The 14,483-nt window shown below is 73.7% G+C and carries 13 protein-coding genes; 8 read left to right on the forward strand and 5 right to left on the reverse strand.

Annotation, left to right across the window (positions count from 1 at the left end):
* Positions 1–2: 2 nt before the first annotated feature.
* Both AB0J53_RS27790 and AB0J53_RS27795 read right to left on the reverse strand, forming a co-directional pair.
* Complete coding sequence (locus tag AB0J53_RS27790) at positions 3–767, reverse strand: ATP-binding cassette domain-containing protein (protein ID WP_364177576.1); 765 nt, start codon at positions 765–767, stop codon at positions 3–5.
* Positions 764–1,156 (reverse strand): DUF1048 domain-containing protein, encoded by a 393-nt coding sequence (locus AB0J53_RS27795; protein WP_364177579.1) that lies wholly within the window; start codon positions 1,154–1,156, stop codon positions 764–766. The genes AB0J53_RS27790 and AB0J53_RS27795 overlap by 4 nt, the downstream gene beginning before the upstream one ends.
* A gap of 178 nt (positions 1,157–1,334) precedes the next feature.
* Between AB0J53_RS27795 and AB0J53_RS27800 the strand changes: the two genes are divergently transcribed.
* The 4 genes from AB0J53_RS27800 (at position 1,335) to AB0J53_RS27815 (ending at position 6,069) form a co-directional block, all read left to right on the forward strand.
* Positions 1,335–2,711 carry a serine hydrolase domain-containing protein gene (locus AB0J53_RS27800; RefSeq protein ID WP_364177582.1) on the forward strand — a complete coding sequence of 459 codons (1,377 nt, stop codon included), beginning with the start codon at positions 1,335–1,337 and terminating at the stop codon, positions 2,709–2,711.
* Between the two features lie 102 nt (positions 2,712–2,813).
* Positions 2,814–3,458, forward strand: a complete 645-nt coding sequence (locus tag AB0J53_RS27805) for a helix-turn-helix domain-containing protein (RefSeq protein ID WP_357589314.1) — start codon at positions 2,814–2,816, stop codon at positions 3,456–3,458.
* A 92-nt stretch (positions 3,459–3,550) separates the two neighbouring features.
* A complete protein-coding gene (locus AB0J53_RS27810; protein ID WP_364177585.1) occupies positions 3,551–4,480 on the forward strand; it encodes an ABC transporter ATP-binding protein in 930 nt (309 codons plus the stop codon).
* A complete protein-coding gene (locus AB0J53_RS27815; protein ID WP_364177588.1) occupies positions 4,477–6,069 on the forward strand; it encodes a hypothetical protein in 1,593 nt (530 codons plus the stop codon). The genes AB0J53_RS27810 and AB0J53_RS27815 overlap by 4 nt, the downstream gene beginning before the upstream one ends.
* A gap of 6 nt (positions 6,070–6,075) precedes the next feature.
* Here the strand turns inward: AB0J53_RS27815 and AB0J53_RS27820 are convergent, their stop codons facing one another.
* Genes AB0J53_RS27820 through AB0J53_RS27830 form a run of 3 tightly spaced genes read right to left on the reverse strand, consistent with a single transcriptional unit; the run spans position 6,076 to position 9,247 of the window.
* A complete protein-coding gene (locus AB0J53_RS27820) occupies positions 6,076–7,311 on the reverse strand; it encodes an FAD-dependent monooxygenase (RefSeq protein ID WP_364177590.1) in 1,236 nt (411 codons plus the stop codon).
* A 33-nt stretch (positions 7,312–7,344) separates the two neighbouring features.
* Entirely contained in the window at positions 7,345–8,064 is a 720-nt protein-coding gene (locus AB0J53_RS27825; protein WP_357589306.1) for a maleylpyruvate isomerase family mycothiol-dependent enzyme, read from the reverse strand.
* A gap of 34 nt (positions 8,065–8,098) precedes the next feature.
* On the reverse strand, positions 8,099–9,247 hold the full coding sequence (locus AB0J53_RS27830) for a cupin domain-containing protein (protein ID WP_364177594.1): 1,149 nt from the start codon (positions 9,245–9,247) through the stop codon (positions 8,099–8,101).
* 245 nt (positions 9,248–9,492) lie between these two features.
* Between AB0J53_RS27830 and AB0J53_RS27835 the strand changes: the two genes are divergently transcribed.
* Genes AB0J53_RS27835 through AB0J53_RS27850 form a run of 4 tightly spaced genes read left to right on the forward strand, consistent with a single transcriptional unit; the run spans position 9,493 to position 14,482 of the window.
* Complete coding sequence (locus tag AB0J53_RS27835) at positions 9,493–10,143, forward strand: TetR/AcrR family transcriptional regulator (RefSeq protein ID WP_364177597.1); 651 nt, start codon at positions 9,493–9,495, stop codon at positions 10,141–10,143.
* Positions 10,140–11,009: an amidohydrolase family protein gene (locus AB0J53_RS27840; protein WP_364177600.1), complete on the forward strand. Its 870-nt coding sequence runs from the start codon at positions 10,140–10,142 to the stop codon at positions 11,007–11,009. Before AB0J53_RS27835 ends, AB0J53_RS27840 begins: the two co-directional genes overlap by 4 nt.
* Positions 11,006–12,583, forward strand: coding sequence for an AMP-binding protein (locus AB0J53_RS27845; protein WP_364177603.1), 1,578 nt, complete (start codon positions 11,006–11,008; stop codon positions 12,581–12,583). The genes AB0J53_RS27840 and AB0J53_RS27845 overlap by 4 nt, the downstream gene beginning before the upstream one ends.
* A gap of 3 nt (positions 12,584–12,586) precedes the next feature.
* On the forward strand, positions 12,587–14,482 hold the full coding sequence (locus AB0J53_RS27850; protein WP_364177606.1) for a CocE/NonD family hydrolase: 1,896 nt from the start codon (positions 12,587–12,589) through the stop codon (positions 14,480–14,482).
* The last annotated feature ends 1 nt before the right edge of the window (position 14,483 follow it).

Raw genomic sequence — 14,483 nt, forward strand, 5'->3', positions numbered from 1 at the left:
CTTCAGGCTTTCGTGCCGACGAGGCTGAGGAAGACGTCCTCCAGGGTCGGCTGCTTCTCGACGTACTCGGCCTTGGCGGGCGGGAGCAGCCGCTTGAGCTCCTCCAGGGTGCCGTTGACCAGGATGCGGCCCTCGTGCAGGATCGCGATCCGGTCGGCGAGCTGTTCGGCTTCGTCCAGGTACTGGGTGGTGAGCAGCACCGTGGTGCCGCCCGCGGCGAGCTCCCTGACGGCCTGCCACACCTCGATCCGCGCCTGCGGGTCGAGGCCGGTCGTCGGCTCGTCGAGGAAGATGACCGGCGGGTGGCCGATCAGGCTCATCGCGATGTCCAGGCGGCGGCGCATGCCGCCGGAGTAGGTGGCGACCCTGCGCCCGCCGGCGTCGGTCAGCGAGAACCGGGCGAGCAGGTCGTCGGCGATCCCGCCCGGGTCCTTGAGGTGGCGCAGGCGGGCGACCAGCACGAGGTTCTCCCGCCCGGTGAGGATCTCGTCGACCGCGGCGAACTGCCCGGTGAGGCTGATCGACTCGCGGACGTCCGGCGCCTGCGTGGCGACGTCGAAGCCGTTGACGCGGGCCGTCCCGGCGTCGGCCTTGAGCAGCGTGGACAGGATCTTCACGGCGGTGGTCTTGCCCGCCCCGTTGGAGCCGAGCAGGGCGAAGATGCTGCCCCGCGCCACGGTGAAGTCCACGCCGCGCAGCACGTGCAGATCCTTGTACGACTTCTCCAGGCCCTGCACCTGGATCGCCTGAGCTTCCTGGGTCGTCATCGCGGGATCCTGTCCTCCTGCGCGGCGCGCTCGACGGCGCTGGTGAAGCGGGCGCGCTCGCGGGCCCTGTACTGGCCGAGCGGGTAGGTGGCCATGAACGCCTCCACGAACTCCACCGGGTCCTGCCCGAAGATGTCGCGGATCGGGGTGCCGTCCGCCGCGGCCTGCTCGAACAGGTCGGCGAGGTCCTCGTACATCGTGATCGCGCCGGCGCCGTCCACCGGCCCGAAGTGCAGCAGGTAGCGCTCCAGCGCCTCGACCGCGGCGCGGTGGTCCGGGGGGAGCTGTTTGACGCGTGCCTTGTACTGCCGGTAGCGCTTCTTGTCCTCCAGTGACCCGGTGACGATCTCCAGGTACTGGAGGGCGCGGCTCTTCGGCTCGTCGGCCATGTCCGCCTGCCTCCTTCGTGAAGCCGTTCGACGACTACTCGGTGACGCTGACTACCGGTACAAAGTAACACTGACTACCGCTATCTAGCAACACCGAGTAGCTGCCGGCAGGAGTGGCATTTGGGGTGATTGATACGCTTGACGGCCACATAACCGAACAGATGGGGTGTTTCGCCTGATGCTCGAGTCGCTCGGTGACCACTGCGCCCACGTCCTCGCGACCACCCCGTCCGCCTCGGTGTCCGTCGCCGTCGCCCGGGACGGCGCGCCGGTCCACGCCGAGGCGTTCGGCCTGGCGGACCTGGAGGAAGGGCGGCCCGCCACCACCGGCACCGCCTACCTGCTCGCCTCCATCACCAAGCCGATGATGGCCACCGCCGTGTGCCTGGCCGCGGAGGAAGGGCTGCTCGGCCTCGACGACCCGGTGGAGAAGCATCTGGACGGACTCCGGCTCGCCCGGCCCCGGGATCACGGCGAGCCGACCGTGCGCGAGGTGCTCCAGCACCGGGCCGGGCTCGGCAGCCACTACGACTTCGCCTACGCGCCCGCCCCGAGCGTGACGGCGCGGCAGGCCGTCGAGCGCTACGGCACGCTGTACCGCGAGCCGGGCTCCGGCTTCGAGTACTCCAACCTCGGGTACGGCGTCCTGGACCTCGTTCTGGGGTCCGTCGCCGGCCAGGACCCCGCCAGCTTCGTCAGGGATCGCGTCTTCACCCCCCTGGGGCTGCGGAGCTGCCACATCGGCCCGGAGTACCGGGGCCCCGCCCAGGAGGCGGCGCGGCACACCGCCGACGGCGGCCGCTACCCGGTCTGCGACACCAGCCACCGGGGCGCCACGCTGGCCTGGGCGACCGCCACCGACCTGGCGATGTTCGGGCTGTCCTGCGCGGACGCGCCCGGCGTGCTGGGCCGGGACTCGCGGGCGGCCATGCTGGACGCCCTGCCGATCGGCCCCGGGCTGGGATACGGGCTGGGCTGGTTCGTCTCGCGCCAGGGCGCGCACACCGTCGTGAGCCACAGCGGCAGCATGGGCGGCGTCGCCACGATGCTCGTGGTGGTGCCCGAACTGCGGCTGGCCGCCTGCGTGCTCACCAATCGCACCGGCGCGGCCGTGCGCGAATCGGTGCTCGTCCATCTCATGGGCGAACTGGTGCCCGGATTCACCCGGGCATCGCTGCCGCCGCCCGCTGACGCCCCGGCCCGCGAGATGACGGTCCCCGCGGGCGTCTGGGAAGGGCGTATCGACACGTACGAGGGCGGCGTCCCGTTCGTGCTGCACCTGCGGGACGGGCAGGCGGAGGTCTCGCTGGACGGCGGCGAGCCGGTGGCGGGCGAGCTGGTCACCGCCACCCCGGAGTGGGACCTGCGCGCCCTGTTCGCGGTGCAGCTCCCCACGGCGGACGCGCGGGCCGACTCGCCGCTGCTCAACCTGGACCTCAACGAGCGGGACGGCGTGCTGACCGGTGCCGCCCGGGCGCTGAAGGACGGCGAGCAGGGCGGTCTGCTCGGCAACTTCCTCAGCCACTGGTGCGAACTGCGCCTCACCGACAGCTAGAAACCGGGCCGCACCGATCCTCGGCACCTCTATGACTACACAAGTGTGTAGTATACGATCCGACCGTGTAGCCAGATGTACGGCGGAGTAGGAGGCTTGGTCATGGCGAGGGTGGAAGCGGACCCGGAGGACCTGACCGCGCGTGCCCGCATCCGCGACGCCGCGCTGCGGCAGTTCGGCGAGCTCGGGTTCGAACGGGCGACCATCCGCGGGATCGCCGAGGCGGCGGGCGTGTCCTCAGGGCTGGTACGCCACCACTTCGGCTCCAAGGAGGCGCTGCGCGAGGAGTGCGAGCAGTTCCTCGTCAAGTCGCTGCGCCGGCTCAACGACGAGACCCGCGCCGACCCGACGCCCCGGCAGGCGAACCCGGTCGCCGCCGCCCAGCGGATGTTCGGCGCGTACCAGCCCTACCTCGCCCGCGCCCTGGCCGAAGGGCGGGCCGCGGCCGTGTTCGACGAGATGGTGCGGATGGCCGAGGAATGGCTGGAGGAGGCCGACAAGGCCCGCCCCGACCCGCCCTTCGCCAGCCGGAAGGCCCGCGCCACCGTCGGCACCGCCATGAGCCTGGCCGTCCCCGTGCTGCACCAGCACATCTCCCGGGGGCTCGGCGTCGACCTCCACGGGCCCGAGGGCTCACACCTGCTCGCCCTGGTCCTGCTCGACCTCTACTCCCACCCCCACCTCACCCCGGAGGCGGCGGCGTCGCTGCGCGACGCCCTCGAAAAGCTCCGGGACCCCTCACCCTGACGCGCGCGTACCCCGTAGGACCGCGCCGCAGGGCGTGGCGATCGCGCCCCGATCGGACCACCCCTTCTGATCGACACCACCGGAGCACACCCATGACCCCTGCCATCGAAACCTCCGGGCTCGTCAAGACCTTCGGGCCGGTACGCGCCCTCGACGGACTCGACCTCTCCGTCGGCAGCGGCGAGATCCACGGCTTCCTCGGCCCCAACGGGGCGGGCAAGTCCACCACCATCCGCATCCTGCTGGGCCTCATGCGAGCCACCGCCGGGCGCGCCACGCTCCTGGGCGGCGACCCCTGGAGCGACGCCACCGCGCTGCACCGGCGGCTGGCGTACGTCCCCGGCGACGTCGAGCTGTGGCCCAACCTCACCGGCGGCGAGGCCATCGACCTGCTCGGCCGGCTGCGCGGCGGCATCGACGCCGGGCGGCGCGACGAGCTGATCGCGGCCTTCCAGCTCGACCCCACGAAGAAGGGCCGCACCTACTCCAAGGGCAACCGGCAGAAGGTCGCCCTCGTGGCCGCCCTCGCCTCCGACGTGGAGCTGCTGATCCTGGACGAGCCGACCTCCGGGCTGGACCCGCTCATGGAGGCGGTCTTCCAGGAGATCGTCGCCGGCCTGAAGGACGCCGGGCGGACCGTGCTGCTGTCCAGCCACATCCTCGCCCAGGTCGAGAAGCTGGCCGACCGGGTCAGCATCATCAGGCAGGGCCGGATCGTCCAGGCCGGCACCCTGGCCGAGCTGCGGCACCTGACCCGCACCACCGTGGAGGCCGAGACCGCCGCCCCCGTCACCGGCCTGCCCGCCCTGCCCGGCGTGCACGGCGCGACGGCCTCCGGCGCGCGGGTGCGCTTCAGCGTGGACGCCGAACACCTCGACGCCGCCGTCAAGCACCTGGGCGCGTTCGGCATCCGGGCGCTGACCAGCCATCCGCCGACGCTGGAGGAGCTCATGCTCCGTCATTACGGCGACGAGGGTCACTACGGCGACGAGGGCCACTACGGCGACGGGGCGGCGGCATGAGCGCGACCATGACCCGGGGCGGCGCGCTGACCGGCACCGGCATCCTGCTGGGGCTGGCCCTGCGCCGCGACCGGATCAAGCTGCCGGCCTGGACGCTGATCATCGCCCTGTTCGTGCCCTACTTCGCCACCGTGGCGGCCAGGACCAACCCGATCCCCGAGGCCCTGCGCCGCACGATGGACATGATGGACGTGCCCATGCTGCGGCTGTTCACCGGCCCCTCGTACGGCACCGGCGACCTCACGGTCCAGCGCTACCTGATCGCGGTCTACTTCGTGGAGTTCCTGCTGGGCGCCGCGCTGATGAACATCCTGCTCATCGCCCGCCACACCCGCGCCGAGGAGCAGACCGGCCGGGCCGAGCTGATCCGGGCCGCCGTCGTCGGACGGCACGCCCCGCTCACGGCCGCCCTGCTCCTCAGCGTCATCACCACCGCCGTGCTGGCCGGGCTCATGACCGTCACGGCGATCGGCGCGGGGCTGCCCGCCGGCAGCGCGCTGCTGTTCGCCGTGGCCACGGCGGCGACGGGGCTCGTCTTCGCCGGGGTGACCGCGGTGAGTGTGCAGCTGACCGAGCACGCGCGGGCCGCGGCCGGCATCGCGGGCGGGGTGCTGGGCGTCGTGTGGGTGATCCGGGGAGCGGGAGCCGTCCAGGACACCGAGGGCGGCGGGCTGACCTGGCTCTCCCCGCTGGGGTGGTCGCAGCTCACCCGCGTGCTGGCGGACGAGCGCTGGTGGCCGCTGGGCCTGTCCGCCGCGCTGACCGCGGTCCTCGTGACGGCCGCGTACGCGCTGGCGGCCCGGCGGGACCTCGGCGCCGGAGTGGTCGCCACGCGCCCCGGCCCGGCGTCGGCGCCCGGCTGGCTGCGCTCGCCGGCGGCGCTGTCCCTGCGCCTGCAGCGCTCCTCCATCCTGTGGTGGAGCGGCTCGCTGGTCGCCGGCGGCCTGGTCTTCGGCGCGCTCGCCGGGTCGATGCGCGACGGCCTCGCCACGGACTTCCTCGACGCCGGGCCCGACGTCCTCAGCGGCTACCTCAGCCTCATGGTGGTCGGCATGTCGTTCATCGTGGGGATCTTCGCCATCCTGGCGGTGACCAGGCTGCGGACGGAGGAGGTGCGCGGGCGGATCGCCCCGCTGCTGACCACGCCGACCAGCCGGTGGGCCTGGCTCGGCTCGTCCCTGCTGGTGACCGCCGCCGCGGCGGTGACGCTGCTGGCCCTGTCGGGCCTGGCCCTGGGGGCCGGCGCCGCGCTCTCGCTCGGCGACGGCGGCTACGTGGGGGAGCTCACCGGCGCGGTCCTCGCCCGCGCCCCCGAGATCCTGCTGCTCCTGGCGATCACGCTGGCGCTGTACGGGTTCGCGCCCAGGGCCGTCGCCGTGGCCTGGGCGGTGCTCGCCTACGGCGGGTTCGTCCGGTTCTGGGCGACGGATCTGCCGGCGGCGCTGAAGGCCCTGTCCCTGTTCGACCACATCCCGCGGATGCCGATCGAGGGCTTCACCCTCACCCCGCTGGTGACGCTCACCGTCCTCGCGGCCGGGGTGACCCTGCTCGGCCTGTACGGGTTCCGCCGCCGCGACCTGGACGGATAGCCGGCATCAGCGGTCGTCGTAGCCGGCGAACATCGGCGGCAGCTGATCCGGGGTGAGCGCGGTCGGGCCGAAGAGCCAGTCCACATGGCCGTAGTCGTAGGGGTCGCGGGCGCGGAGCACCTCGTTGCGCCACGTCCGCTTCTCCCCGTCGTGATGCCACAGCTCGCCCCAGGCGCGGGCGGTGGTCTGCACGCGGTGGCAGTGCCGGACGCGCACGGCGTTGTAGGCGGCCAGCGCGGCGTCCCAGCCGACCCCGGCCGCGGGGACCCTCTCCGCCCGGCCGCTCGCGTGCTCGGCCAGCACCCACGCGTCCTCGATCGCCATGACGGCGCCCTGGGCCAGGTACTGCAGCGGCGGGTGCGCCGCGTCACCGGTGAGGGCGATCCGGCCGCGGACCCAGTTCGGGATGGGATCGCGGTCGAACATCCGCCACCAGCGGTCGCGCCACATCAGCGGCAGACCGGCGCGCACCTGCTCGCAGGTGCCGGTGAACGCCGCGTCGAGCTCGTCCGGCGTGCCCCAGTCGGCCTCTCCCGCCAGCGCCTTCGGCGACTCGAACACCGCGACCTGGTTGAACATCTCGCCGTTGCGCAGCGCGTACTGGACGAAATGGCACCGGGGGCCGACGTGGACGACCACGTCATCGGGCTGCGTCGGCAGGTGGGCGACCTCGGCGAAGGGCACGGCGCCGCGGTAGGCGACGTACGCCGAGTTGACGGGGGCGTCGTCGCTCATGATGCGGCGCGCCACCGAGTGCAGCCCGTCGGCGGCGAGCACGACCCGGCCGAACTCCCGCCCGCCGTCGTGAACGGCGAAGGCCCCTCCTCCGGCCTGCTCGTACCCCGTCACGGTGACGTCGTTGACGAGCTCCACCCCGGCCCGCCGGCAGGCGCGCAGCAGCGCGCCGTGCAGGTCGCTGCGATGGATCACCAGGTACGGGAAGCCGTAGCGTCGCTCGACGTCCCGCAGGTCGAGCGCGGTGAGGACGTCACCGTCGAGCGCGTCCCTCATGACGATGCTCCGGGGCAGCACGCCGAGGGACGTGACCTCGTCGAGCAGCCCCCAGTGGTGCAGGATGCGGGTGCAGTTGGGCGCGATCTGCAGCCCGGCGCCGACCTCGCCGAACTCGTGCGCCTGCTCCAGCAGCCGCACCCGCAGGCCCTTGCGGGTGAGCGCCAGGGCGTTGGCCAGCCCGCCGATGCCGCCGCCCACCACCACGACGTCGTGGCCCTGTACAGACATGACCGGTGATCGCCTTTCTCGACGCGTGCCGGACTAGAGCCAGCGGGGGAGCCTGGGCGCCGGGCCGCCGCCGGGGGCCGTGACGCCGTCCGACCGGCGGCCGGAGAGGTAGGCCGCCAGGCCGGCCAGGGTGCCGGTGACCCGGGCGGGCTCGCCGGAGCCGGGCACGGTCCACGTGCCGTCGTGGCCGGTGGCCGTCAGGACCAGCGCGGGCCCGGCGGCGGACCGCCCGGCGGTGATGTCGTCGATCAGGGCGGCGAGGAAATCGGCCGGCAGATCGTCGAACTCCACGCCCGCGCCCAGGTCGACGGCGTGCACCATGACCTCGCGGGCGCGCATCCAGGGGATCTCCCCGGCGGTCACCGTGCGGCCCTGGGCGGTGCGCACGTGCCGCTCCCACTGCGACCGGTCCAGCTCGGCGAGCCGCGCGTCCAGGGTCAGCGCGGCTCGCGCGAGCCAGGCGCGCAGCTCGGCCGCCGGCAACGCGGCGCCGGCCTCGATGTCGGCGTCCCGCCGCTCGGGGGAGGGGTACATCGGCCGCTCCTCGCCGGTGCGGGCCCAGTGCGCCAGGTTGACCAGCGCGTCGGCGTTGGCCGCCAGGTGCGCGAGCAGGTGCCTGCCGCTCCAGCCGGGGAGCCGGGACGGCCCGTCGAGCCGATCGTCCGGCAGCGCGGCCAGCGCCCTGCCGAGGATCGCGCCGCCCTGCGCCATCCACCGCAGGGCGTCGGCGCGGCTCCGGTACGCGGCCGTCATGCGACCGGCCCGGCGATTCCGCCGGTGACGTGCTTCACGTGCTGGGTCCTTCCACGTCGGAGCGGTCCAGACGCAGCGCCTCGAAGATCGGGCCGTCGCTGAACCGGAAGAGGTCGAGCGCGCCCGAGTCGGAGTCGGACGCCGAGGCTTCGGACCGCGCCCAGAACGGCGTCCAGGACGGCACGACGAACAGGTCGCCCCGGGTGACCGGCCACGACACGCCGCCGACCGTGACCCGGCCGCTGCCGTCGAAGACCTGGTAGACCGAGGAGCCGGTCTCCCTGCGGGGCGCCGTCTCCGCGCCGCGCCGGATCCGGTGCATCTCGACCCGGATGGTCGGCAGCACGTCGCCGCCGGTGGTGGGGTTGACGTAACGGACCGCCGCGTGACCGGGCTCGACCGTCGCCGCATGACCCTCGGCCTCCAGCGCGAGCTGGTCGGCCAGCGCCCGGTCGGTGTCGGCCCACCGGTAGGCCAGCAGCGGCGTGGCGGGCCGGGAGCCGGGGAACGCCACCGGGCGCAGGCCCGGATGCCCCCACAGCCGCTCCGACCGGGACCGCCCGGGGGTGATGCGCTCGGCCGCGCCGATCCGGTCACGGCCGGGCTCGAAGAACTGGGACTCGGTCACGTACTGGAACGGGATGTCCAGCCCGTCGATCCACGCCATCGGCCGGTCGGCGGCGTTGTGGTGGGCGTGCCAGTTCCAGCCGGCCTGCGGCAGGAAGTCGCCGCGGCGCATGGGCACCGGATCGCCGCCGACGACCGTCCACACGCCCTCGCCCTCGACGACGAAGCGGAACGCGTGCTGGGTGTGCCGGTGCTCCGGCGCGTCCTCGCCCGGCATCAGGTACTGGATCGCCGCCCACAGCGTCGGCGTCGCGAACGGCCGCCCGCCGAGCGCCGGGTTCGCCAGCGCGATCGCCCGCCGCTCCCCGCCCCGGCCGACCGGCACCAGGTGCCCCGAGCGCTCCGCCAGGGCCAGCAGGCTCTCCCACCGCCACAGGTGCGGGACCGCCTTCGACCGGGGGTGCGGCGGCATCAGGTCGCCGATCTCGGTCCACAGCGGGACCAGCAACTCCTTCTCGAAGCCGCGGTACAACTCCGCCAGCGCCGGCGTCGGCGACGGCTGGCCGGGGGAGTCCACCACGGACAGGCGAACCGGGGAGTCCGCTGTCTCGGTCATGTCAGCTCCTTGGTCGGTCGACGCGGACCCCAGCTTGTCTCGCGAGGTGCGAAAGAGAACAGCAGATTCTGCTGTGCAGAATCCGCCCGACCCAGCGGCGATCCAGCGGGCGGGTCAGCCGTGCGGGCGGCGCAGGAGCCTCTGCGTACGGGCGCCGTCCAACCGGACGTGTGATGCGCCGGTCCTTGACCGGGGGTCCTCCTCGTGGTTCAGTACCTGTCAATCGATCGATAGGGAAGCTGTTCATGGGGATTGCGGAGATCCAGCAGGTGGCGGTGAGCCTGTTCGCGCAGAAGGGGTATGCGGCGACGGGCATCCGGGAGCTCGGGCGGGCCGCGGGCATCACGTCGGCGACCCTGTACCACTACGCCGGCTCCAAGGAGGAGATCCTCACCGGCATCATGCGGGCGTGCCTGGAGGAGCTGCTGCGGTCGGCGCGCGAGGCGGTGGGCGGGTCGGCGGATCCGGCTGTGCGGCTGGCTCGTCTGGTGCGGGTGCATGTGGGGTTGTGCGCGCTCAACCCGCTGACGGCGAAGGTGACCGACCAGGAGATCCGGGCGCTGACCGCCGATGACCACAGGCTGCTCGTCGGGCTCCGCGACGACTACGAGTCGATCTTCGCCGGGGTGATCGAGGACGGCATGAGCACGGGCGTCTTCCGGCTCGCGGATCAGCGTGTCGCCCGCCTGGCCCTGCTGGAGATGTGCAACGGCGTGGCCAACTGGTACCGGCCCGACGGCCGGCTGGGCGTCGCCGAGTTGCAGGACCAGTTCGTGGAGCTGGCCTGCCGCCTCATGGGGGCGCCGGCGCGGAGGCCGGGGGAGCCGGAGGAGCTTCCGGCTCCCGCCCGGCTGGCGAGCGAGCCGGTCGCCGAGCGCGCGGAGGTGGCGGGGTGAGCGTCATCGACGCCCGGGTACGGCTCCCGCAGGAGCTCCGCCCGGCCACCGCGTACGCCGCCCCGCGCCAGCAGGTCGAGCAGTACGACAGGGTCCTGCAGCTGACGGACAAGATGAACGCCGGCCGCCTCGCCGATCTGCTGCAGGCCATGGACGACGAGGGCATCGGCCGGGCCGTCATGCACGCCGAGTCCGAGGGCGGCGAGCCGGCGGAGGCGCTCAACGAGGCGCTGTGCCGGGTCCTGGCCGACCATCCCGGCCGGTTCGCGGGCATCGGATGCGTCGACGTCGCCGAGTCGCGGCCGACGCGGATCGCCCGGCAGACGGCCTCGATCGCCGGTCTCGGCCTGCTGGGGGTCACGGTGCAGCCGGCGTTCTTCGGGCTGGACATCGACGACCGCCGCCTGTATCCCCTGTACTCGCGGGCCGAGGAGCTGGGCCTGATCGTGGCGGTGCACACGGGCATCACCTACAGCCGGATGCACCCGCTGCGGCACGAGCGGCCGGAGCTGCTGGACCAGGTGGCCTGCGACTTCCCGGACCTGAAGCTGATCGCCTGCCACGCGGGCTGGCCGTGGGTGACCGAGTACTGCGCCGTGGCGCGCCGCCACCCGACGGTCTACCTGGAGTTCGGCGCGCTGGCGCCGCGATACGTCGCCAGGGCGGGGACCGGCTGGGATCCGCTGTTCGGCATGATGCGCAACGTCCTGCGTGATCAGGTGCTCTACGGCAGCGACTGGCCGATGATGGCTCCGGCCCGCGCCCTCGCCGAGTGGCGGGAGTCCGGGCTGCCGGACGCGGCGCTGCGGGCGCTCTTCCACGACAACGCCTCCCGCCTGTTCGGGTTCGGCGGGGCGGCCCGGTGACGGGCGGCGTCACGCTGTCCGCCATGCTCGGCCGGGCGGCGGCCGACACCCCTCACGGCGTCTTCCTCCGTACGCGTGAAGGAGATCTGACCTACCGCGAGACCGAGGAGCGGTCGGCCGGGCTCGCGGCGGCGTTCGCCCGGGCGGGAGTGGGCACGGGCGCCCGCGTCGCGCTGCTGATGGGCAACAGCCTCGAACAGGTCGTCGTCTGGTTCGCGCTGGCACGGCTGGGCGCGGTGCACGTGCCGCTCAACACCGCCCTGCTGGCCGAGCAGCTGACGCACGCGCTGCGGGTGGCCGGGGCGTCGGCGCTGGTCGCGGACGCCGAGTTCCTGCCGGTCGTCGCGCCGGTGCTCGATCGGCTGCCCGAGCTGAGGCGGGTCGTCGTCAACGGCCCGCCGGGCGAGTCCCGGTACGAGGACCTGGCCGCGTACCGGGACTGCCCGGACCGGGCTCCGCGGGCCGAGGTGGACGAGCTGGGCGCGGCCACCCTGCTGTTCACCTCCGGCACGACCGGCGTGTCCAAGGCGTGCGTGCTGTCGCACCGGTACCTCGCCAGGCAGGCGCAGCTCCATGCCGCGAACCTGGGCCTGCGCGCCGACGACGTCCTCTACTGCCCTTTCCCGCTGTTCCACATCGACGCGGCCACCCTGACCGTCGGGGCGGCCCTGGCCTGCCGTGGCACCGCCGCGCTCGGCCGCCGCTTCAGCGCCTCGCGGTTCTGGGACGACGTGCGCGACTTCGGCGCGTCCGTGTTCAACTTCATGGGCGCGACGCTGACGATCCTCTGGAAGCGGCCGCCCGGCGAGAGGGACCGCGACCACCGGGTCAGGCTGGCGTGGGGCGTGCCCATGCCCGCGTGGCACCGGGAGTGGGAGGAGCGGTTCGGCATCCCGCTCCGGCAGGTGTACGGGCTCACCGACGGCGGGGTGCCCGTCTACGACCCCGTCGAGGGCCCGCGCAGGCCCGGCACGTGCGGCCGGGTGATCCCGGAGTTCGACGTCCGGATCGTGGACGACGCCGGCCGCCCGCTGCCCAGGGGGCGGATCGGCCAGATCATCGTACGGGGCCGCGAACCGGGGCTGGTGATGAACGGCTACCACGCGATGCCCGAGGCCACCGCGCGGGTCCTGAGGGACGGCTGGCTGTACACCGGCGACCTCGGCACGCTCGACGATGACGGCTACCTGACCTTCGAGGGCAGGCTCAGCGACTCCATCCGCCGCCGGGGCGAGAACATCTCCGCCTACGAGGTGGAACAGCTCCTCACCCGGCACCCGGCGGTCGTGGAGGCGGCGGCCGTCGGCGTGCCCAGCGAGCTGACGGAGGAGGACGTCAAGGCCGTCGTGGTCGTCCGGCCCGGCGCGAGCCTGACCGCCGAGGAGCTGCACCGGTTCTGCGCGGACACCGCGCCGGGCTTCATGGTGCCCCGCTACATCGAGCTCGTGCCTGCCCTGCCGAGGACGCCGACGCAGAAGGTCGAGAAGTTCCGCCTGCGCCAGGCCGGGATCACCCCGGCGACCTGGGACAGCCAGGCACGGCCGGACCATGACCGGTGCCAGGCAGGAGACTGAACGATGTCCCGGATCCTGCGTCACGTTCCTCTGACGATGCGCGACGGCGTACGCCTCGACGCGAACGTCCACCTGCCCGGCGGCCACTCCGCCGCCGGGTCGCCGGTGGTCGTGGCCGCGAACCCGTACGCCAAGGACGTGTGGTTCGGCCCGCGGACGGCCCCGCACCTGGAGAGGTTCACCCAGGCCGGGTACGCGGTCGCGGTGGTCGACTTCCGCGGGACCGGCGCCTCGGAAGGGGTCAAGCAGGACGCGTTCGAGCGGGTCGAGCAGGACGACATCCACGACGTCGTCGAGGAGCTCGCCGCACAGGAGTGGTGCGACGGGCGGGCCGCCGTCTGGGGCCTGTCCTACGGCGGCATCACGGCGCTGCGCGCGGCGGCCGGCGGGCCTCCGTCGCTGCGCGCGGTGGTGGCGATCGAGGGATCGACGGACCCCTACACCGACGAGGTGGCGCGCAGGGGCGCCGTCGGGCTGGCCATGATCATCGGCGAGTGGTCGGCGATGATGCTGGCGCTGACCGCCCTGCCACCCGAATCGCCCTGGCTGCCCAGATCGGCGTTCTCCGCGCGGCTCCGGGCGGCCAGGCCCTGGCACGAGGCGTGGGCGGAGCACCCGCACCGGGATTACTACTGGCAGGGCCGGGAGGTCGACCCCGCCGCCATCGAGGTGCCGACCCTCCTCTTCACCGGCTGGCGCGACACCAACGTCGCCGGCGCGTGGCGCGACTTCGCGGCGATCCGGGCGCCCCGCCGCATCGTCTGCGGGCCGTGGCTGCACGGCATGCCGGAAGGGCAGGAGCGGGCGCCGGTCGACTCCGTGGCGCTGGCCATCGCCTGGTTCGACGAGCACGTACGGGACATCCGGCCCGAAGGCCCGCCGGCGCCGGCCGTGTCCGCGTACGTCATGGGCGCCGAGCGGTGGGAGTTCGCCGAGCGGTATCCGGCCGTGCCGCCCGTCGATCACGTCCTCCACCTCGCGGCCGGCGCACTGTGCACCGGCCCGCCCGCGACGCCGGGGAGGGTCTCCGTCCGCTTCGACGCGACGGTGGGAGTCGCCGCCGGCCTGGGGATGTCGGCGGCCCCCGGCGACCAGGCGCGGGACGCCGCCCGCTCCGCCGTCTTCACCTCCGAGGCGCTCGGCGCGAGCCTGGACCTCGCGGGGGAGCCGCGCGTCAGCCTCTCGCTGCTCGTCCCGCACCTCGACGTGGACGTGGCCGCCAACCTCAACGACCTCGCGCCGGACGGCCGCGCCATGCTGATCACCCGCGCGTTCCAGCGCCTGTCCAACCCGCCGCCCTACACCGGGACGCCCCGGCCCGCGGACGCCGGGCATCGGGTGGAGCTCGCCTTCGACCCCACCCGCTACCGGCTCAGGCCCGGGCACCGCCTCCAGCTGACGCTCAGCGCGGCGGCCTTCCCCGAGCACTGGCCGCAGCTGTCCGGCAGCGGCTACGACGTGCTCGTCGGCCCGCCGCACGGCAGCGCGCTCCACCTGCCCGTGATCCCCACGGCCGACGAGACGCCGCCGTTCGAGCTGCCCGGGCCCGCCGCCGTGGAAGGCGGCGATCGGATGCTCGACCGGGTCGTGCCCGTGACCGTCGAGGAGAGCCCCGACGGCACGGAGGTCGTCGTGCGCGGCGGTCACCGGTCGGCAGGCCGCACCCTCGGGGGCGATCCCGTGGAGCTCCTGCACGCGTACGAGATCTCGGCACGCGCCCACGACCCCTCGGCGACGCGCCTCAGCACGCGGACCGACATCAGCGTGGGCACGGCCGGGAGCCTGCGGAGCGCCCACGCCACCTGCGAGATCAGCCCGTACGGGTCGGCCGCCACGTTGCGCGTCACCGGCGACGGCCTCGACCACTCCGCCACCTGGGACACGCCGTCGCGAACGTGAG

The organism is Nonomuraea sp. NPDC049725 (assembly GCF_040674795.1).
Classification (GTDB): Bacteria; Actinomycetota; Actinomycetes; order Streptosporangiales; family Streptosporangiaceae; genus Nonomuraea; species Nonomuraea ceibae.